Source organism: Picosynechococcus sp. NKBG15041c, from assembly GCF_055380235.1.
In genome coordinates this window covers 2,668,942-2,689,484 of record NZ_AP040363.1, presented here as the reverse complement: position 1 = coordinate 2,689,484, position 20,543 = coordinate 2,668,942, and the positions used below count along the sequence as shown (strand labels likewise).

Below are 20,543 nucleotides of genomic sequence, written 5' to 3'. Positions count from 1 at the left end.
CTTAAAAATCAGTGGGCAGAAACTGCTCCATCTGTAAAATACCCCCAGATTAGCATCAATCCTCACCCATTCCCTTGGGCTTTTGGGTCTAGTCTTTACGGTATAGGGAGCTGATCAAAGATGCATATTTTTCAGTGACAACTAGACGCTTGACCTTGAGGGTTTGGGTCATCAGGCCATTTTCGATCGAAAATGGCTCTAGAATGAGCGCAAAATCAGTGATGCGATCATCAGGGCGATAACCAGGCCGGTTCTGAATTTCGCGGTTGAGCTCTTGCTTAAATAAGTTCAACACGGGCTTACTGTACAAATCTGTCTGGGGTAGGGTTTCTTGGGGAGTGCCCGGCCCCGGTAACTGTAGACCCAGGTTGCTCTCGGTGACCCACTGCTGAAGTACATCAAGATTCGGCACAATTAAGGCCCCCAACGATTTTTCATCCTGACCCACCAACATAATCTGATCGATGTAGGGGCTACGGACACAGGCATCTTCAATGGGTTGTGGTTCGATGTTTTCGCCGTTGGTGAGGACGATTGTATCCTTTGCCCGGCCAGTCAAAACCAGATCACCGAGGGGGGTAATCCAGCCGAGGTCACCACTATCAAACCAGCCTTCGGGGTCGATCGCCTTAGCAGTGGCCTCGGGTTTACGGTAGTAGCCTTGCATCACCTGGGGGCCACGGATGAGCACAAGACCCTTCTGGCCCTGGGGTAGAGGCTGGCGGGTTTCAAGGTCCACGATCCGAATTTCAGTACCTTTGAGGGCGGGGCCAGCGGAACCCCGGACATTTTGTTCGGGGCGGCGGGCATTGGTCACAGGCGATGTTTCAGTGAGGCCGTAGCCGACGAGGATATTGATGCCAACAATTTCAAAAAAGGTGTCGATATGTTGGGCCAGGGAGCCGCCACCGCTGATCACGTAGCGAATTTTGCCACCAGTGGCACTGCGAATTTTTTGGTAAACCAGTTTGTTCCCCAGGGCATGGAGCGGCGCCAGGGCGATCGCCTTCACCTTATTGACGGCCCGACTGAGGGGAGAAACAGAGAAATGTTCCAAGCTGCGGTTCTGGGCAATGCGTTGGGCGAGGACGTAATTTTGGGAACAGGTGAGGAAGAAGTTCACTAATTTTTGTTTTTTCGCCGGCTGTTCCCGGAGATTTTTTTGCACCCCTTCGTAAATCGATTCCCAAATGCGTGGCACGGCGACCATGTAACCGGGTTTGTAGGTCTGGAGGTCTTTTTTGATGTTGCGGATATTGGTGTAAATCTGGGTACAACCCTGGGAGAGTAGAAAATATTCAGCGGCTCGCTCGTAGGAATGCCAAGTGGGGAGGATGCTCAGGGTAACATCGCCCGGATTGGGTTGGATCACCTGGTCGAGGTTACGCACTTGATACAAGACATTGCCATGGGACAGCATCACCCCCTTAGGCTTTCCCGTCGTGCCTGAGGTGTAGATTAAAGTCATCAGATCCTGGGACGATCGCTCCGGCATCTTCAACTCCTCTTGGGAGCCGAGGGCCATCAACTGGGAAAAATTAAAAATCGGGAGTTCTGTGTCAGGCACGGCCTCATCAGTGAGAAAAATGACTGCCCGGGGTTGCAGATCAATTATTTCTGGGCTGAGGCGTTCAAAGGTTTGACGGTCTTCGACGATGAGAAACCGACTTTCACTATCACTGTAGATATAGAGCAGTTCTTGTTTTTCTGCCTGGGATGAACGTACTGCATTGACAGCACCAGCGGCGATACTACCTTGGTCGGCGATGAACCAGCGGGGACTGTTATCGGCGATGAGGGCAACTTTTTCCTCAGGTTGGAGACCAAGAGCCTGGAGACCGGCGCCAAATCGTTGAATATCTTGCCATAGCTGGCGATAGGTTAGTTTAAATTCTGGCTCACTGTGGGGATTGTAGAGGGCCACAATGTCACCGTATTGGTCAGCGGCGATCGCCCAAATTTCGGATAGAGATTGGATTTTGTCGTAGGGGGCAGCAGTGCGCATGGCTATTTCATCTCAGGGGCAAAAGGTCAGCCAAAATTCTGGCTACAATCCTACTCTAAAACTAGACTGGGCCCATCTCCCCAAAAGTAGACAGTTTCTCAACTGTTCCCAGGGCCGAGCCTCCATCAACATTTCTTGACGAACCCAAAGGGCGATCGCCCCGAGTACCTTGACCAAACCAGAGGGGCGCTTATAATGATTTTTTTGCCACGGCAAGGAGCGGAAAACAGCATGAATGCACTCAAGGGTCGGGATCTGCTGAGCATTGCAGACCTAAGCAGCAGCGAAATCACGTCATTACTCAACCTAGCGGCGGATCTCAAACAGGGAAAAATCACTCCCACTTGCCCAAAAACCCTTGGTTTGTTGTTCTACAAGGCCTCCACCCGTACCCGCGTTTCTTTTACCGTGGCGATGTATCAATTGGGCGGCAATGTCATTGACCTAAACCCCAACCGCACCCAGGTGGGCCGGGGCGAACCGATCGAAGATACCGCTAGGGTGCTCGACCGTTACCTCGATATTCTGGCGATTCGCACCTTTGACCAGCAGGATCTCGAAACCTTTGCAGACTACTGCGAAATGCCGATTATCAATGCCCTCACCGACCTGGAGCATCCCTGTCAGATGTTGGCAGATCTCCAAACGATGCAGGAAACCTTTGGCCAACTAGAAGGCTTGACCATGACCTACGTGGGGGATGGCAATAATGTCGCCCATTCCATTCTCCTTGGTGGGGCTCTGGTGGGGATGAATATTCATATTGCTACCCCTAAGGGCTATGAACCCAGCCCGGAGATCGTCGCCCAGGCCAAGGCAATCGCCGGCGATCGCAGTCGGATTCTCATTACCCATGACCCCAAGGAAGCCGCCGAGGGCTGCCATGCAATCTATACCGATGTGTGGGCCAGCATGGGCCAAGAAAACCTTGCCGACAGCCGAATTCCCATTTTTCAGCCCTACCAAGTGAATGCCGAATTGATGGCCCTCGCCGACAAAGAGGCGATCGCCCTCCACTGCTTACCCGCCCACCGGGGTGAAGAAATTACAGCTGAAGTGATGGAGGGGCGCCAGTCAAAAATCTGGGACCAAGCCGAAAACCGGATGCACGCCCAAAAAGCCCTGATGGCCAGTCTCCTCGGTGTCGTCTAATTGCCAAACCTAGGTTAGCGGAGGGTGATTTGTAACTGAAGATCACTCATCCCCCACATCCGAAAAAACTTTTGGGACAGTTCAAAACTCGCCTCCGTCATATCCCCATCCGGGGCAACAATCCCTCCCTCTAGGTAACGGCCCCCATCAGTCACCAAATCCAGTCGCTGTTGATTATTGTCTAGGGGAGTCAAGACCAACTTGCCCCGGGCGAGGGTTTGTCCCGCACGACTGATAATGGCACATCGCATCTTTGAGCAGCTCTCCTTTCGATCTTCACAAAGAACCTGAGTATAGCGGAAAGCTGTAGTGCCCAGACAACTGTTGGGGGGAATTTTCACCTGTTTTCCCCCAGGCAATCTTGCTAGGATACAAAGCACTGTAATCTAGCTTTTTGAGATACAACACCACCATGACCGATAAAGTCGTCAAAACCGATGCTGAATGGCAGGCACAGCTTTCCCCAGAAGCCTACAAGGTAGCCCGCAAACATGGCACCGAACGGGCTTTTACTGGCGAATACCATGACTTCAAAGGAGAGGGCACTTACAACTGCGTTTGTTGTGGTAACCCTCTATTTACCTCGGATACTAAATTTAACTCTGGCACTGGTTGGCCGAGCTATTGGCAACCGGTCAATGACACTGCCATCACCGAAAAAAGTGATTTCAGTTTCTTCATGAAACGCACGGAGGTGCTCTGCTCCAAGTGTGATGCTCACCTGGGTCACGTGTTCAATGACGGGCCACCTCCCACAGGCTTGCGTTATTGCATCAATTCCGTTGCCCTAAAGTTTGAACCCAAAGCTGAGTAAGTCAAGAACACCCCTTTAGCTTCCACCCACGCTTGTTCCCTTCCGTGGGAGGAGCTAGGAGAGGGTCTCCCAACAACCATTGCGCCCCTCACCCTTACCTCAACCAACCCATGAAAGTTCACCTTGCGTTGACCATTGGCGATCCGGCAGGTATTGGCCCAGAAGTTCTGCTCAAAGCCCTTGCTGATCCTGAAATTTGTCAGCTCTGTGATCTGACAGTGGTTGGCGATCGCCTAGTGCTCGAAAAAACCTATCAGCACCTCAAAACTAAAATCGAGTCGCCTCTCCTGGATCCGGTCAAGCTGAATATCCTTGAGCCGAGCGGCAGTGATCTCCTAAAAAATTTCACCTGGGGAGGAGGCTCTGCCCACACGGGCGATCGCGCGTTTCAGTATCTCGATACGGCGATTCAAAACACCTTGGCCGGAAAATTTACGGGGATTGTCACCGCCCCGATCGCCAAGTCTCTCTGGAAGGCAGCTGGCTACGATTATCCCGGCCAAACGGAAGTCCTGGCCCAAAAGACAAAAACAAAGCGCTATGGCATGGCTTTTATCGGGCGATCGCCTTATACAGGCTGGACATTACGCACCCTGTTGGTGACCACCCATATTCCCCTAAACCAAGTGGCGGCCACTCTCAAGCCAGCCCTAATGGATTTAAAACTAGACTTACTCCTAGACTCCCTCGATCAAGATTTTGGAGTAAAAAATCCCCAGGTGGCGATCGCCGGACTAAACCCCCACAGTGGCGAAAATGGCCAATTGGGAACCGAAGAGGTGGACTGCTTAAATCATTGGTTAGACCAAGCCCGCCAACGCCATCCCCAAACAACATTGTTGGGGCTCTATCCCCCCGACACCATGTGGGTCAAAGCTGGTAAGGCTTGGTATGGTTGCCCCGAATTTCAGCCCGCCGCCGATGCTTACCTCGCCCTGTACCATGACCAGGGATTGATTCCGGTCAAGCTGATGGCCTTTGACCACGCGATCAATACCACCATTGGGCTGCCCTTCATTCGTACTTCGCCTGACCATGGTACGGCCTTCGATATTGCGGGCCAGGGTATTGCTAGTCCTACCAGCATGCAGGAAGCGATCAAACTCGCTGCCCAAATTAGCAGTCAGCGCCTGGCCACCACTGGCCCCCTACTTCTAACCCGCCGAGATCGCTCGTCGCTTGGATAATTGGGGTTTTGTCTGGGGCAAAAAGTTCCAGGGAAATATGACCCCGCAGGGTATCTTGGCAGCAGAACCGTAGACCCCGGTGGGTAGGTGCTCGCAGCGGTTGCCCTGGTAAGTCTGTTGTACCGGTGAGCTGCACCGTAAACCCTTGGCGATCGCCTGCGGTCATTTCCCAAGAGCCCCAGGGAGACACTTGCCAATGGACGGTGCTATTCCAGGGGGCAAATTCATAAAAAGTGCCCCGGTGGTGAATCCCGATTAAGCCCACTTCTTCTTCGGTGGCTAAAATCTGGCGGATGCCCCCAGCGGCAGTGAGGGCCAAATCTTGTTCTTCTTGGAAAGCATTGCAATTGAGCCAAAACCAAGCCTTAGGGAAGGATTTACCCCAATTTTTTTCGCTGTAGGCCGGGGCGTCAGTAAATTCATAGCGCTGACCCCGCCATTCGATCCAACCGCTGCTCAACCCATGGGCGAGTAATACCTGCCAACCGGGGTCATAGATCGGCAAAAACGCGTACCAGTGGGCCGTCGGTTTTTTCGGGATGCCCCAACCGTAGATTGGCTGAGTTTCGTAGCACCATTGGCAAATATCGCCGGTGACGGGGTCGATAATTTTGCCCTGATTGAGGGTAGCTGTCGCTTGGTAGCCTTCCGCAATGTTGTCATGAAAAACCCGGGGCGCGAGGAGTTGGGGGGATAAATTTGGGGGACAGTGCTGCCAATGGCCGAGGGCGAGGCGCTGGTGATCGGCCCAAAAATACTCCACGTTGGGTAGGGTACGCCATAGATATTCGTCCTGGAGGCCCAAAATTTGCACCGCACCACCACTATGGGGGCGATCGCCCAGGGGGTCCTCAAGGGAATACATAAAGGCAAAGTTATCCCGTAGCCCAGGCAAAGTAATGCGAAAGTACCACCCTTCAAAAAAGCGGGGGGTGCGGTGATCCCAGTGGTAGCCGCTGTGGGGCGGTTCGACAAATTTCATAAAGGAGAGCTGACAGGGAATATACAGTCTAAGTCACAAACAGTTTTGAACAGCTCAGGGGAGACCCCCTTCTCTGGGAGAAGTATTTAAGGGAGGTGGCTTTTGGGGGGTTTCTTTGAGGGCAGGGACTGGGGGAGAGTTTTCTGTAGCCCATAAGAAAACTCTCTTAACTCCTCTGGGCAACTTAATTTAGATCGCCCTTTAATTTTTTTTCTGAAGGGAGATCCTAGTCTGGGTGCTGGCGATACCAGGCGATCGTTTCTGTTAGCCCCTGACGTAGGGAGGCGATCGCCTCAAAGCCAAATTTTTCCTTGGCCCTCTGGGTGTCAAGACAGCGGCGGGGCTGACCATTGGGCTTGTCCGCTTCCCAAATAATTTCCCCTTCAAAATCCATCAGCTCACAGATCAGCTCAACTAAAGCTTTGATCGAAATTTCTGTATTTGTGCCTAGATTGACAGGATCGGCTTCGTCATATTTTTGGGTTGCGAGGACAATCCCCCGGGCCGCGTCGGTGACATAGAGAAACTCTCGGGTCGGGCTACCATCTCCCCAAACCTTGAGCTCCTTTACCCCATCCCGTTGGGCTTCATATACTTTCCGGATCAAAGCCGGGATAACATGGGAGCTTTCCGGTTTGAAATTATCCCCGGGGCCATAGAGATTGACCGGAAGCAGATAGATACCATTAAAGCCATATTGCAGACGGTAGGCTTCGAGCTGCACAAGCAGCGCTTTTTTCGCAATCCCATAGGGGGCATTGGTTTCCTCTGGATAACCCGCCCAGAGATCTGCCTCTTTAAATGGCACTGGGGTAAATTTTGGGTAGGCGCAGATGGTGCCGACACAGACGAATTTTTCGACCCTTGTTTCGTAGGCGCTATGGATTAGTTGTGTACCCATCATCAAATTGTCGTAGAACAATTCAGCGGGTTTTTCGCGGTTTAGACCGATGCCACCCACATGGGCTGCTAGGTGAATAATGATGTCTTGGCCTTGGACGGCCTTTTGACAGGCTTCAAGACGGCGTAGGTCACAGGTCTGGGAACGGGGTACTGTGATATTTTCTGACTTAGCGCCCGCCTGGATAAGTTGGGCGATTACCTCTTGACCAAGGAAGCCAGCGCCACCAGTGACGAGGATTTTTTTCTGGGAAAGATCGAGCATAGAATTTGGGGAGGAAAGGGCATCGTGATTATTCTACGAGATCTATTGTCTCCAGGTGCCGAAATAAATCGGCAAGAATCGTGTTAGAAAACAACAGTCCCTCTGGATCAGTGAGGGCAAGACGGCCGGAATCACCAGGGGACAGGGTGGCCCATTTTTTTTGAAAAGCGGGTTGAAGGATTTCTAGGAGGCGATCGCCGATGTCTTGGCCAAACGCTGTGATCAGCTGGGAGAGTTCTAAACCTTCGGTTAGGCGGAGGCCCAACATCAAGGTCTCTAGGAGGCGATCGCTTGTCGTCAACGGTTCTACATCGAGCCTGCCCTGGTTTTGTTCATATTGCTCGACCCAGGTGTAATATTCTGCGCGGGTACGAGGCCGGGAAAAGCGTTGATTTTGTGTGAAACTGGCAGCTCCCATTCCAAAACCATAGTAAGGGCGATTTTCCCAGTAGATCCGGTTGTGACGGCACTGGTGACCCGGTTTGGCGTAGTTTGAGATTTCATAATGCCCATAACCTGCTTGGCGGAGGGTTTTGCTGGCGAGGCGATACATGGCCGCTGCATTTTGGTCGGAGGGGAGGGGGCGCTCGCCGGGTTCATACTGCTTACCAAAGGGAGTTTGGGGTTCGATCACCAGGTCATAGCAAGAAATGTGATTGGGCTCTAGGGCGATCGCCTGATCGAGGGAAGCTTGCCAATCGGCCAGGGTCTGATCGGGCAACCCCGAAATCAGATCCAAACTCCAGGGGATGTGCGATCGCCTCAGGTGATCACACGCAGTAAATATATTTATTACCCTGTGCGATCGCCCACATTTTTCGAGTAAATGGTCCTGAAAACTTTGTACCCCAAGACTTAAGCGGGAAACACCAATATTTTTGTACTGAATCAACTGTTCTAAAGAAAAAGTACCAGGATCAATTTCGAGGGAAATTTCCGCCCCTGGAGCAATGCCAAATTGCCGCTCAAGGAGCTTTAATACTTCCTCCAGCAGATCCACCGGAAACAGCGAAGGAGTCCCCCCCCCAAAAAATACGGTTTCTAACGGCCCCCCGAGAACAGGGGTTGTCTGAATCTCCCGGCAGAGCCAAGCCCCATAGGTCTCCATTTGGGCGCGAATCCCTGGGGTCTGCTTTTCCCCGGTCACCGTAATCGGAAAATCACAATAAAAGCAGCGGCGTAGGCAGAAAGGTAAATGGAGATAAGCACTGGTAACCACAGTCAAAAAAGCCTCAAAAATAGGGCCGGAACGGCAGCAGCAAAATAGAGATATGTCGAGAATTCAACAAGAGCGAAAGGAAAACAAACCCCACCGATATAATGAGGACATTATTCCTGCAATTATCCTAAACCCCCCATCCCTCCCAAAGCTGGGATTGTTAGTCGGGTCAGACCTATGTTCGATATTTTTCTTGTCTTAATCTTTGTTGTGGCGATCGCCCTTGTGGGATTTGATGTCATCGACCTCCTGCCTGCCTCCGTGCGCGACCAAGCCTCCAATATCGAAGCGCTCCGTTGGGTAGGGGCTGGCTTTGCCTCCCTACTAGGTCTTTCCTTGGGTTTATTGGCCCAGAGCACCTACCGTCGTTTAGAACAACAGTTTCGTCAAACCCCCATCGAAATCATTGTGACCCGGGCTGTGGGTTTAGTGATCGGCCTCCTGGTGGCCAACCTGATGCTCGCACCGATCTTTTTGCTGCCGATCCCCCTAGAATTTGGGTTCCTCAAACCCACCTTTGCAATTCTCGGTAGCATTAGTTTTGCCTACCTGGGCGTGAGCCTTGCCGATGTCCATGGTCGCAGTTTTCTGCGCTTGATTAATCCCAATAGTCTTGACACTCTCCTCGTCGCCGAGGGGACACTCCGCCCTTCTCCTACAAAAATTATCGATACCAGTTGCATTATTGATGGTCGTCTCGAAGAACTTTTAAAAACAGGATTTATTGAAGGACAAATTTTAATTCCAATTTTTGTACTCAATGAATTACAGCAGCTGGCCGATGCTAGCAACGACCAAAAGCGCGCGAAGGGTCGTCGGGGCTTAGATATTCTCCAGAGTATGCAAAGTCGTTTTCCAAAGCGAGTTTCAGTCAATCCAGCTGATTATGAAGATATTGCCACCGTTGATGCAAAACTAGTGCACCTTGCCCAGGAAATTAATGGCATTCTTTTTACCAATGATTACAATCTCCAAAAGGTTGCTAATCTACAAAATGTTGAAATTTTAAATATTAATGATCTTGCCCAGGCCATCCGCCCTATTTATCTTCCTGGGGACAATCTAGATGTCAAAATTCTGAAGCAGGGTAAGGAAGAGCATCAAGGGGTTGGTTACCTTGAAGACGGTACCATGGTTGTCGTTGAGGAAGGGGATAAATTCATGGGTACAGATGCTGCGGTGACGGTGACTTCTTCTTTACAAACTTCGGCAGGACGAATGATTTTTGCCAAGCTTAGTGCTTCCCTTGCAGTGGAATAAACATCCTTTTTCGTCTTTTTTTAGGGGCAAATCGACAAATAAATGCCAAGCCAATATTTCTTGAAATTTCGATACTTTTGTCTCAGTTTTTTCTTAGGCTTGGGTGTTGTTAGTTGTGGCGATCGCCCCCCAGAAACGGAGCTGTCAATGCCCCCCGTAGCGGAGGAAGCTGACCCTGGAAAGATTGAGCAGCCGATTCCAGTCCCCGCTGCCCCGCCGCCTTTGGTCAATTCTCAGACAGCCCTCTCGACCCAAGAGGCGATCGCCGCCTATACATCCCCCGACCTCAGCACAGAGATCATCCCAGAGCTGATTGAGAATCAGACATCTCTGGGTCTTTGCCCAGAATTTCGCTTTGATGCCGAGCTCACAGAAGCCGCCTCCAATGTCTATCGCGTTGGAGAAAATGACTATCTTGTTCATCTTGTATGCGGCTCGAGCGCCTATCAGCTTCTACAAGATTATTTTCTTTACCAGAAAACAACAGCGCAACCCGATTTAACACCACTCCCGGTTACTTATTTTTATCAAAATGCAAATGGGGAATTAACCCAAGAAACTGATACAATCATGGCCGGTTATTCCGAGTATGACCCAGCCACAAAAACAATCAGTATTTTCACTAAAGCAAGGGGATTGGGAGACTGTGGCAGTTTGGGATTTTACAAATTTACAGGGACAGAATTGCGCCTAGAACGCTTCTTAATGAAAAACGAATGTGATGGAAATTATATTGAACCAATCGATTACCCCCAGGTCTATCCCTAGGTCGTAATTGGCTTATTTTAAACCTTGTATAAGGGACTGCACGATTAGCCAAAATAGCCCCAAAATAAGACACAATGGAAAAGTATTCTTGGTTCCCGTTGTGAGTCCATCGTCCATGGAACAGAAAAATCTCAAAGCTTACCTTGACCTCGTACAAAAACTCCTCAACTGCCGCCGTGGGGAAGAATGGATCGTCCTACGCCACAATGAGCAATTGGTTGATGCCAAATTTATTGAAGTGATGGAACAGGTGGCCAACTACCTGGCAACAGAAGGGGAGTTAAACGGCGCTCGCTACCTCCATAATTGGGCCGGGAAATTGCACCATATTTTGACTCAACAGCCTGAGGTTCAAGCTAAGCCAGACGCCACAACCCAAGCCTATGCTCAACTGATTGAAGCTTTATTAAAATGTCCCCAGGGGGAAGAACAGCGACTTCTTGAAGCAAATCAAAGCTTGGTGACCCCTGACTTGGTGAAATTTATGGGAGAGGTGGCTCATCAATTTGAGAGACAAGGCGATCGCCAAACGGCCACTTACCTGGGGGATCTTGCAACCGCTGTTAACCGCACTTGGATCCAGACCCATGATTTTCAACCCAACCTCCAAAAGGCCAATCAGTTAGCCCCAGATCCTTGGGAAGATGCATCTGAAGCTCAGGTGGATTCTGAGGTATCCCAGTCCGTCGAGTCCCCAGAGGGACCTGCACCAGAACCTTTACCTGAGGTGGCATCAGCCCCCCAAGCTGAAACCCCAGAGGACTCGATTTTTTCCCTAGGGCAGGCAGTGCAAGATCTCAGTGTTCAGGTGCAGGCGATCGCCCAGAGTTTAGCCCGCTTAGAAACGGCGGTTACCGCCTCCCTCAAACCCAATAATCCTTTAGCCTATTTAGAAATTTTAGAAAAAGCAGCGGCGGCAGGTTGGATGATTACTTCAGAGGAAGTGGAGCAGCTAATCGGTGTCAAACCTGTAACAGCAAGAGGGCAAGATATCTTTGAGCGGGGAAATTGGCGTTTTCTAAAGGCCGGAAAAATCGGCGCCCAAACAGGTTGGCATGTGGAAAAAATCCATTAAGCACCCTTAAATTCGACTGAATTTAAGGTTGTTATTGGTCTGTTGCCAACGTAAAAGAGAAATTGGCCTCCCCGTTGTCCAGGTCGGTAGTCCTAAGGCTTTGCGCGGGGCAATGGTTCCTAGGGCGATCGCCTCCTCTGGGTCACAGATTCCCCAGCGCACTAGATTTTTTGCCCCCTCAAATAGGGGTGAGGTTGTACCAGAAAGTGTGCCATCTTCTAGGCGAGCGGTCCCCTTTGTAACAGTAATTTGGCGATCGTCCCAAGGGTAGACACCATCCGGTAAGCCCATGGGGGCAAGGGCATCACTGACCAAAAAAGGTGCCGCTGCCGCCCGTAAAAAAACTGTTAACATCGTTCGGTTCACATGCTGACCATCGGCAATCAAACCACAGTACACATCCGGATAGACCATCGCTGCCCCTAGCAAACCTGCTTCCCGGTGATGCAAACTGGGCATCGCGTTAAAGGCGTGGGTGACCATTGTTGCACCACTGGCAAAAGCTTGGTTTGCCTGCATTTCTGTGGCGAGGGAGTGGCCTAAACTGACGACAATCCCCAAAGAGTTGAGATATTCTACACATTTATTACTAGGGTCAAGTTCAGGGGCGAGGGTGACAATTTTAATCAGGGGGGCAAATTCACCAATGACCTGTTTCAAATTTTTTAAGGTCAAGGGTTGTAAATATTGGGCTGGGTGTGCCCCCCGCTTTTCGTAATTTAAAAATGGCCCTTCCAAATGTACGCCTAAAATTTGAGCTCTGTCTGGCTCTGGGTTCCCCCATAGTTCTGCAAAAACCGAGAGCGATCGCCAGATATTCTCTAGTGACGTGGTGACAATGGTCGGACAAAAACCATCTACCCCCTGTTCCCAGAGGTAAGTGCAAATTTCTTTTAATTTCGGTAGATCCTCCCTGGTTACTTCAGGAAATGCCAGCCCCAAACCGCCATTAATCTGCAAATCTAAACCGCCTAAAGAAAGCAAATCTCCAGCCATATCTTGAAGATTGTCTTGAAATTCCGAGGGAATAGGTTGATTTGCTGGTTCAAGATGCGTTAAGCAATGATTTGCATTCAATCGCAGCCAATAACGATTCGGGAGCCCCACTAATCGCGCATTAACTAGGGTTTGTGCAGAATTCTCCCGTTGTTTATGATGGGTAGTCGGCGTAACGTACATAAACTTTTAAAACCTATGAGTGCAACCAATCCCCTTGTCGGCATCATTATGGGGAGTGATTCTGATCTTCCCACGATGCAAGCGGCGATCGCCATCTGTGAGCAATTTAATATTCCCCATGAGGTGGGGATTGTGTCTGCCCATCGTACTCCAGAGCGGATGGTCGAGTATGCCCAAACTGCCTATGAACGTGGTCTGAAAGTGATTATTGCTGGGGCAGGGGGCGCGGCCCATTTACCAGGGATGGTGGCAGCCCTAACGCCCCTGCCTGTGATCGGTGTCCCGGTTAAAACCAGCACTCTTAGTGGTGTGGATTCTCTCTATTCGATTGTGCAAATGCCCAGTGGAATTCCGGTGGCCACGGTGGCAATCGGGAATGCGACCAATGCGGGTTTGCTGGCAGTACAAATGTTGGGGGCTTTTGATTCGGAACTCCTTAAACAGGTGCAAGCCTATCGCCAAAGCTTGAAAGACATGGTGCTGGGAAAACAGGAAAAACTTGAGGTGATCGGCTCCCAGGCTTACCTTCAACAAATGTAATTAATGATTTTTATTTAGGTATAAAATGTCACTTTTTACTCAATTTAATACAGCCATTCTGTATGATGTAGAAAACCTAATCAATGGCTATAAGCAAGAAAAAATAACACTTAATTTGTCTCTTCAGTACATCCATGAAGAAATACAAAAAAAGAACATAGGTCGAGTGGCTATCCAGAGAGCTTATGCTAATTGGAGTGATCCTCGATTAAAAAAAATTCGAAGTGAAGTTAATACGATTGGTATTCAGCCAGTTCAAATGACTGATTTTGGTAAAGGTACACAAAAAAATGCATCAGATATTCATTTAGCCATAGATGCTATTGATATTGCTTTTCATAGGAAAGATATCGAGATTTTTGTGATTGTTTCTGGAGATGGTGGATTTTCAATTCTAGCTAAAAAGTTACATGAGTATTCTCGAACCGTCATAGGATGTGCTTACCAAAAATCAACAAATTCAGTTTTTAAGTCGGTTTGTGATGATTTTATTTGGATTGACACTCCAAATAATAAAAATAATCAAATCAAACAAAATCAAAATCAAGATCCTATCATAGCAAATTATATGGACTCTTTTGAGCCTCTGACTGAATTAAGCTCTGAAGATATTTTTGATGAATCTCGAAAAATCATAAACTTTCTATCACAAGATAGAAAAACAATACCTATATTAAAAAATAAAGGTTTAAACATTTCTATTGTGAGCCAGATACTGGATTATAGAATTAAAAACTTTAATTTCTTGCCATTAGGCTTTTTGACATTTGTAGGATTTCTTCAATATATTGCTAGTGAAACTCAATGCAAGCTTATACATTGTCCTCCAAGCGAATACCGATTGGCATTTAAAAAAGTCTCTTTAGCTGGTTTTCATGATGTCGATTTTATTCAAAAAATTCCGGATCTTCATACTATGGAGAATTATCTTTTTTTGCTTGCAAAAGGCATCCCTTTGTTTCGTCTGCCTAGAACTAGAGTGATTTATGGTGTTATCAAAGAACTGTCTAAAGATAAATTGAATTACAAAAATGTTATGCTCAACGAAATTATTGAAAATCTTGAAAAAATATTAGATCCTGAACCAAATGAAGTAAAAAATGCAGTTTTATCATTGATTTCTGCTGGTTGCTTTGAACGTAGACCCCAAAATCATAAACTTTCAGAGCAATACATGAGCTTTAAGTATGATGATGATAATAAGGCATTAAATGCTCTAGAGTCCGCCATGTATTTGAAGCTTACTTCTTTGCTTGGAAATAATATTAATGAAAATATTTTTAATGATTTAATTAGTTTTAAGACATGGTAATTTTCGAGAAATTAATTATCCATAAATTCAGTCAAGACAAATCAATTTTGAAAAGATTTGCGCCTAGGTTTCAGGGCCGGCTACCCCTAGATAAAGCTCACCGACTTTAGGATTGGTAAGTAGATCTTCCCCTGTACCTTCAAAGCGATCGCAACCACTTTCTAGGACGTAACCCCGGTCAGCATAAGCGAGGGCTTTTTTGGCGTTTTGTTCCACGAGCATGATCGCCTTGCCCAACTGATTGACTGCCTTAATCTGCTCAAAAACGCTACTGACTAGAATCGGTGAAAGGGCCGCGGAGGGTTCATCGAGAACCAATAAATCTGGGTCTAACATCAAAGCTCGTCCCATGGCTAACATCTGTCGCTCCCCTCCAGAAAGGGTTCCAGCCCGCTGTTTGCGCCGTTGTTTGAGGATTGGGAACATGGTATAAATTTGTTCTTTGATCTGCTCCAGGGAGCCAGTCCGCACAAAAGCACCCATCTCTAAATTTTCTTCGATACTCAGATTGGTAAAGACGTTTTGAATCTGGGGGACGTAGCACATACCCCGCTGGACGATCTGATTGGGTTTGAGACCTGCGATCGCCTCGCCTTTAAAAGTAATGTTGCCTTTGTTGGGGGTCAGGAGGCCAAAAATTGTTTTTGCGAGGGTCGATTTACCAGCGCCATTAGGGCCAATCACCACCACCAACTCCCCAGGGGCAATGCGAAAGTTCACGCCCTGGAGAATATTCAGGTCTTTGATATACCCGGCATAAACGTCTTCAACGACTAAAAGATTTTCCGCAGTTGCCATAGATTTTCGGTCAGAGTTGCCAATTTTCTCTCCTCAGCATAAAGGTAAATGGGTGTCCCTCCTATGGCGATCGCCTGACTTTTTTTATTCGACGAGGTTTTCATCCTGGCCGAGAAGCTGGTTGATCAGGCTAGAGATAAAGGTCAGAACTAAGGAACCAATCACCGCCGGAAAAAAGCCGTTCACCTCTAAGCCAGGGGTCAGATAACCGACCAAACCCAAGGCGATCGCATTGACCACTAAGAGAAAAAGGCCGAGGGTCAAAATTGTCAGGGGCAGGGTAAAGAGGATTAAGATCGGCTTGACAATCGCATTGACAAACCCAAGGGCGATCGCCCCGATCAGCGCCGAGCTAAAGCCGCTGATTTCAAGGCCTGGTACTAGGATTGCAGTCAGGAACAGAGCGCCAGCCGTTGCCAGCCAAGTTAAAAGAAACTGAGGCATTGTCATTCATCGGTGTTCGTTTGCAACCCCATTTTACCTAGCCTCCTCAGGATTACAGTGGGGATATCCCTAAGCCTCTTTCCAAAACCGAATCAGTTCTCGCGCATGGTTAAGCACCTGACTATCTTCGCCGAGTTGGGCGATCGCCCCTTCCGCTTCCCGGGCGAGCTGTCGGTGAGCCGCCTCATTACTGGCCTGTAACTGTTCGAGGGCCGCACGTAGATGGGCCAGATCTTGCCGGAGATGCTGCCATTCTTCTTGGTGCATCGTTAAAGTTTGGTCGCTGGTTTGCTGCAAGCCATGGAGATCTTGTTCCAAAGCCGCCACCCGTTGCCGCAGTTCAACCATATCTTCCCGGGGATATTTAATCTGTTGGCGAATCGCCATCAGGCGCATAGCAAGGTATTGGTAGGCCCGCACCCCAGGCCGCAGCACTGTAAATAGCAGGATCGCCAAACCACTGACATAGCCCACAGGACTGATGCCCCAGGCCGCAAGACCATAGAGCCCCAGGGCAGAAACGAGATGAAGGGCGATCGCCACAATCAGGGCAAATCGGGCCACCCTACGCACATAGGCCAGTTGCTTCGGATCAAGGGAAATATTCTTCTGCTTCGAAATTGTCGCCTCCGCCTTGGTTTCCTCCGCTTCAAAATACACATTCCAAGGGATCGTAACCACCGCCAACAGCCACCAAAAACTGCCAATCCCCACAAGCCAGTCCACTAAATTTCCCGTTGGGATTTGCAGCCATTGCAACACAAAAAAGACCAGCAGGGCCAGAAATCCAGAGCTAAACCCAAAACCGATAAAACTATAGCTCACCATGACCTAAATCTCCTCCTCAGGCGATCGCCATTGACACCTCCATTGTCTGCATCATCCAGAGCAAATATGGCTTTCCTGTGCCACTTTCCCAACTGTCCAAAAAAAATCTCCCCTTGAGGGGAGTCAGCGAGAAATGTCTTAAGGGATCTTTTACAGAGAAGAACTTAAAGGGCTCTTTCACAAAGGTCGATAAACCCGATAATCAATATTCGGGAAAATATTGTCCATCTTCTCAATCTTTTCAAGCCACCCTGCATCAACCTCGCCAGCTTTCACATCCTTATAGATCTTCTCCAGACGTAACACATGGCTCTTAGTACGCCGTTCCGCATAGGGGACCATCGTTCCTGTCCGCATAATAAACGCCCAATCCGACGATTGCGCCAAGAGCAGTTCCCGCGCCGCCTGATTTAAAGCCCGTTCCTCCAGCTCGTCCGCCGCTTCCCGGGTCGAAAGCTCAATCATCCGCTCCGCGGCTTTATGCAAATAGGGATAAATCCAAGCATTAGTTTGGTTGAGCCAATATTCATGGAAGCCCTTATAACCCCAACTAGATTGAGATGGTACAGCCACCTGCTGCGTCGGCTCCATCCGTAGATAATCCGCCAGGTGAGTCATCTGGTAAGTATCCTGGTCATACCAAGACTTACGGAAGAAATAGTCAATAAACCAAGGACCTTCATACCACCAGTGACCAAACAACTCCGCATCATAAGGAGAAACCACCAGGGGGTGGCGGCCCATCATTTTGTTGAGGCGGCCAATTTGCTGTTCCCGGTTATACATGAAGTTACCCGCATGTTCTGCCGCTTTTTCCCGGGCCCAGTAGGGATCATACAAACCTTTTTCCGAAAGCCCCCCGTCGCGGCTGGTGATCTTATGGTATTTGATCCCTGTATTTTTCCGCTGACCATTGGGCATGATGTAGGGCTTGATATAGTCATAGTCCGCTTCCCAGCCGAGGTCTTTATAAAATTCGCGGTAGCAGACATCGCCTGGATAACCCACCTTTGAAGACCACACCTGCTGGGAGGATTCATGGTCTCGGCCAAAGGCTGCCACCCCTGTTTCTGTGAAAATGGGGGCATAGTTGCCATAACGGGGCCGGGGCCGCGCGTATAAGATCCCATGGCCATCGGTGAGAAAGTAACGCAGACCAGCATCGGCAAGCATGCGTTCAAGACCTTCGTAGTAGGCACATTCCGGCAGCCAAATCCCCTTGGGAGCACGCCCAAAGTTCTCTTCATAGCTCTCACAGGCCACCTGGAGCTGAGCCCATACTGCCTGGGGATACATTTTCATCAAAGGCAAGTAACCATGGGTGGCACCGCAGGTGATGATCTCCAAGTTATTGCTGTCTTGGAATTGTTTGAAGGCAGTGACTAGGTCTCGGTCGTAACGCTCCCAAGTATTAATAATGGCACTGAATTCTTTGTGGTAGTACTCAGCGAGGTACTTAATGTGACCGTTGAATTTGTTGTGGACGATTTCTTTTTCGACGAGCTCCATCAAAAGCTTCATGTGGGCATCGTAGCGGTCTTGGAGGAGGGGATCTTTGAGCATCGCCACCAAGGGCGGTGTCATGCTCATGGTGATTTTAAAGTCGATCCCGTCTCGTTTTAGCCCTTCAAAGACATGGAGCAAGGGAATGTATGTTTCTGTAATTGCTTCAAATAACCACTCTTCTTCAAGGACAAAATCACTTTCTGGGTGACGGACAAAGGGGAGGTGGGCATGGAGAACGAGGGCAACGTAGCCTAAAGCCATAGTAGTATTCCTTCCTTAAAAGAGTCGCTTGCTAAATGATTTTGGGAGTCGGTTTCCATTCCCCTTAGATTCTAAAACGATTTGGCCAGTGCACCGCATCTAACTCTAGTGTAGAGCTTTGGGATCATGGGGAATCGTTCCTCAACGCATTACAATAGACGGCAGTTAAGGTCACCATAAACTGTTCTTTTGCCCTAGATTGTGCATGGTAGACAGATTATGAAGTCTTGACTAATTGGGGGTTAACTTGTCTTGTTTGAGCTGCCTGTGTCTGCTGAAGATTCTTTTCAATTTCCATCTGAGACGACAGATATACAATTGCGGTTGTTGTTGTTTACGGATGCGCGCTTGGCTCACCGCCATGAGATTAAACGGGTTCAGGATTACCTCGACTGTTTGCACGAGAAGATTGATTTTTCCCTCGAAATTATCAATATCAAGGATCAGCCGCAGTTAGTGGAACTCTACCGTCTGGTGGCCACTCCTTCGCTGGTGAAGGTTTTTCCGGAACCGTTACAGGTGTTTGCGGGCAGTAATATTTTGCCAGACCTGGAACGGTGGTGGGGGCAATGGCTAGAGACGATCGCCGAACTTAGACAGCAGGCCAGTGATCGCCAAAAAACTGAAGAGACAAATTGCGATCGCCTGTTAGCGGCTTCCCAGACAGAACATTCCAAGGAAGTCATGCGGCTGGCCGATGAAATTTTTCAATTACAGCGAGAAAAGGACGATTTGCTGAAACAAATCCAGTTTAAGGATCAAATTTTGGCGATGTTAGCCCATGACCTACGCAGCCCCCTCACGGGGACATCCCTCGCTCTAGAAACCTTAGAAATTCTTGACCGCCGCCTACCAACCGAAAAAACGGCTAGCCTGCGGGAACAGCTCCACCGCCAAGCGAAAAATCAGTTACAGATCATGGGACGAATGATCACTGAACTGCTTCAAGAGTCCCGGCAACTTCTCACCAAGCTTGATGTCAAACCTCAGCCCCTTGCCCTCGCGCCCCTATGTCAGCAAATTGCCGAACAAATCCAAGAGCGATTTCAGCGCAAATCGATTCGGCTAATTTTTAGATCTGCCCCGCGATTTACCAGATGTCTATGGCGATCGCGAATTAGTGCGCCAGGTGATTGTCAATCTTTTAGATAATGCAATGAAATATAGTCCCGCCGGAGAATCGGTGCGCCTAGTCGGGCTCCACCGGACTTTACAGCAGGTGCAGATTAGTGTGATTGATACAGGTCACGGTATTCCAGAAGCAGAACGAGAAAAAATTTTTGAGGGCCATTTCCGGCTAAAACGTGACGCAACCCAAGAAGGGTATGGCTTGGGGTTGGCCGTTTGTCGCCAAATTATCCAGGCTCACCATGGTCGAATTTGGGTCGATAGTACCCCCGGTCAGGGTAGTGAGTTTCACTTCACTTTGCCGGTGTCAGGCGATCGCCTAAATGCCAGCTAAATCAATAATCCTTTGGCAATATTGGCTCAATTGCTCAAGGCGGGTTTGAATGTGCAGTTGTTTATCTGCTTGGGCATCAGGGCAGCGACTCCCCTGGAGAAAGATTAAATCTGCATTCAGCAAACGCAGCCCTCGATACAATTCAGTGTGGAGCGATCGCCACTGACCATAAACTTCTGGCGATAAGTTATCTCCGGTCATGGGGGCTAGGTGGGTTTGCCAAAAAATCATGAACTGCTGTCCCTGACGAATCAAGGCGCCGGGTTGCCGTTGGTGATTTGGCAGAGCGATTCCCAAATCTTTAAGTTGGTTTTGAAATTGTTGATAGGGGGCAATATTCATCGGTAGGAACCCAGGTTGACGCGCAAGTGGAGCACTAAAAATGTATCAAAGTGAACTTTCTGAAAATACTTTGTGCAAAGCTAGAGTTTTAAGTAAGAATTAAAGTACTTAAAAAAGACTTAATCTTAAGACTTCCTCTCCTATGGTGGCAGATTATTCCCGCTGCCAGCCTGGGTCGCCCCCTCCCAAACAGTGCGGCCTTGGCAGAGTTTTCCGTCCTTCTTTGATCTTTTCTGACGTAACC

At 49.0% G+C, this 20,543-nt stretch carries 19 protein-coding genes and 1 pseudogene; 9 read left to right on the top strand and 11 right to left on the bottom strand.

The annotated features are described in order from the left end of the window. Positions 1-88: 88 nt before the first annotated feature. Complete coding sequence (locus tag ACZ45B_RS12910) at positions 89-2,005, bottom strand: long-chain fatty acid--CoA ligase (protein WP_024546827.1); 1,917 nt, start codon at positions 2,003-2,005, stop codon at positions 89-91. Between the two features lie 231 nt (positions 2,006-2,236). Between ACZ45B_RS12910 and argF the strand changes: the two genes are divergently transcribed. Beyond that, on the top strand, positions 2,237-3,157 hold the full coding sequence (gene argF, locus ACZ45B_RS12905) for an ornithine carbamoyltransferase (RefSeq protein ID WP_024546826.1): 921 nt from the start codon (positions 2,237-2,239) through the stop codon (positions 3,155-3,157). A gap of 14 nt (positions 3,158-3,171) precedes the next feature. Here argF and ACZ45B_RS12900 read toward each other — a convergent pair whose 3' ends face one another. Further along, entirely contained in the window at positions 3,172-3,408 is a 237-nt protein-coding gene (locus tag ACZ45B_RS12900) for a hypothetical protein (RefSeq protein ID WP_024546825.1), read from the bottom strand. Between the two features lie 161 nt (positions 3,409-3,569). Between ACZ45B_RS12900 and msrB the strand changes: the two genes are divergently transcribed. Both msrB and pdxA read left to right on the top strand, forming a co-directional pair. Then, positions 3,570-3,971, top strand: coding sequence for a peptide-methionine (R)-S-oxide reductase MsrB (gene msrB, locus ACZ45B_RS12895; protein WP_024546824.1), 402 nt, complete (start codon positions 3,570-3,572; stop codon positions 3,969-3,971). A gap of 110 nt (positions 3,972-4,081) precedes the next feature. Beyond that, positions 4,082-5,158 carry a 4-hydroxythreonine-4-phosphate dehydrogenase PdxA gene (pdxA, locus tag ACZ45B_RS12890; protein WP_024546823.1) on the top strand — a complete coding sequence of 359 codons (1,077 nt, stop codon included), beginning with the start codon at positions 4,082-4,084 and terminating at the stop codon, positions 5,156-5,158. Here the strand turns inward: pdxA and ACZ45B_RS12885 are convergent. From ACZ45B_RS12885 to hemW, 3 genes are all read right to left on the bottom strand, one after another. Further along, positions 5,088-6,140 (bottom strand): tocopherol cyclase family protein, encoded by a 1,053-nt coding sequence (locus tag ACZ45B_RS12885; protein ID WP_029681977.1) that lies wholly within the window; start codon positions 6,138-6,140, stop codon positions 5,088-5,090. The two genes, pdxA and ACZ45B_RS12885, sit on opposite strands and share 71 nt — an antisense overlap. A 226-nt stretch (positions 6,141-6,366) precedes the next feature. Then, positions 6,367-7,305 carry a GDP-L-fucose synthase family protein gene (locus ACZ45B_RS12880; RefSeq protein ID WP_024546821.1) on the bottom strand — a complete coding sequence of 313 codons (939 nt, stop codon included), beginning with the start codon at positions 7,303-7,305 and terminating at the stop codon, positions 6,367-6,369. 28 nt (positions 7,306-7,333) lie between these two features. Beyond that, complete coding sequence (hemW, locus tag ACZ45B_RS12875) at positions 7,334-8,524, bottom strand: radical SAM family heme chaperone HemW (protein WP_024546820.1); 1,191 nt, start codon at positions 8,522-8,524, stop codon at positions 7,334-7,336. Between the two features lie 177 nt (positions 8,525-8,701). Here hemW and ACZ45B_RS12870 point away from each other — a divergent pair, with 177 nt between their 5' ends. The 3 genes from ACZ45B_RS12870 (at position 8,702) to ACZ45B_RS12860 (ending at position 11,627) form a co-directional block, all read left to right on the top strand. After that, complete coding sequence (locus ACZ45B_RS12870; RefSeq protein WP_024546819.1) at positions 8,702-9,784, top strand: PIN/TRAM domain-containing protein; 1,083 nt, start codon at positions 8,702-8,704, stop codon at positions 9,782-9,784. Positions 9,785-9,826: 42 nt separating this feature from the next. Continuing rightward, entirely contained in the window at positions 9,827-10,552 is a 726-nt protein-coding gene (locus tag ACZ45B_RS12865) for a DUF1176 domain-containing protein (protein WP_024546818.1), read from the top strand. 115 nt (positions 10,553-10,667) lie between these two features. Continuing rightward, positions 10,668-11,627 carry a hypothetical protein gene (locus ACZ45B_RS12860; protein WP_024546817.1) on the top strand — a complete coding sequence of 320 codons (960 nt, stop codon included), beginning with the start codon at positions 10,668-10,670 and terminating at the stop codon, positions 11,625-11,627. Between the two features lie 6 nt (positions 11,628-11,633). On the opposite strand, the gene nagA is transcribed toward ACZ45B_RS12860, so the two are convergent. Continuing rightward, the gene (nagA, locus tag ACZ45B_RS12855) at positions 11,634-12,806 is read right to left on the bottom strand and encodes an N-acetylglucosamine-6-phosphate deacetylase (protein ID WP_029681974.1); all 1,173 of its coding nucleotides are present in this window, start codon (positions 12,804-12,806) and stop codon (positions 11,634-11,636) included. A gap of 15 nt (positions 12,807-12,821) precedes the next feature. On the opposite strand from nagA, the gene purE reads away from it, so the two are divergent. Both purE and ACZ45B_RS12845 read left to right on the top strand, forming a co-directional pair. After that, complete coding sequence (gene purE, locus ACZ45B_RS12850) at positions 12,822-13,346, top strand: 5-(carboxyamino)imidazole ribonucleotide mutase (RefSeq protein WP_024546815.1); 525 nt, start codon at positions 12,822-12,824, stop codon at positions 13,344-13,346. Positions 13,347-13,371: 25 nt separating this feature from the next. Next, the gene (locus ACZ45B_RS12845) at positions 13,372-14,658 is read left to right on the top strand and encodes an NYN domain-containing protein (protein WP_024546814.1); all 1,287 of its coding nucleotides are present in this window, start codon (positions 13,372-13,374) and stop codon (positions 14,656-14,658) included. Positions 14,659-14,721: 63 nt separating this feature from the next. On the opposite strand, the gene ACZ45B_RS12840 is transcribed toward ACZ45B_RS12845, so the two are convergent. The 4 genes from ACZ45B_RS12840 to ACZ45B_RS12825 form a co-directional block, all read right to left on the bottom strand. Next, positions 14,722-15,456, bottom strand: a complete 735-nt coding sequence (locus ACZ45B_RS12840) for an ABC transporter ATP-binding protein (RefSeq protein WP_024546813.1) — start codon at positions 15,454-15,456, stop codon at positions 14,722-14,724. Positions 15,457-15,540: 84 nt separating this feature from the next. Further along, positions 15,541-15,900, bottom strand: coding sequence for a phage holin family protein (locus ACZ45B_RS12835; RefSeq protein WP_024546812.1), 360 nt, complete (start codon positions 15,898-15,900; stop codon positions 15,541-15,543). Positions 15,901-15,969: 69 nt separating this feature from the next. Next, a complete protein-coding gene (locus ACZ45B_RS12830) occupies positions 15,970-16,728 on the bottom strand; it encodes a hypothetical protein (RefSeq protein ID WP_024546811.1) in 759 nt (252 codons plus the stop codon). A 177-nt stretch (positions 16,729-16,905) separates the two neighbouring features. Beyond that, the gene (locus tag ACZ45B_RS12825) at positions 16,906-18,495 is read right to left on the bottom strand and encodes a glycoside hydrolase family 57 protein (protein ID WP_024546810.1); all 1,590 of its coding nucleotides are present in this window, start codon (positions 18,493-18,495) and stop codon (positions 16,906-16,908) included. Positions 18,496-18,762: 267 nt separating this feature from the next. Between ACZ45B_RS12825 and ACZ45B_RS12820 the strand changes: the two are divergent. Continuing rightward, a pseudogene (locus ACZ45B_RS12820) lies at positions 18,763-19,957 on the top strand (histidine kinase). On the opposite strand, the gene patD reads toward ACZ45B_RS12820, so the two are convergent. Beyond that, on the bottom strand, positions 19,943-20,299 hold the full coding sequence (patD, locus tag ACZ45B_RS12815) for a heterocyst frequency control protein PatD (protein ID WP_024546809.1): 357 nt from the start codon (positions 20,297-20,299) through the stop codon (positions 19,943-19,945). The pseudogene ACZ45B_RS12820 and the gene patD overlap by 15 nt on opposite strands. Between the last annotated feature and the right edge of the window lie 244 nt (positions 20,300-20,543).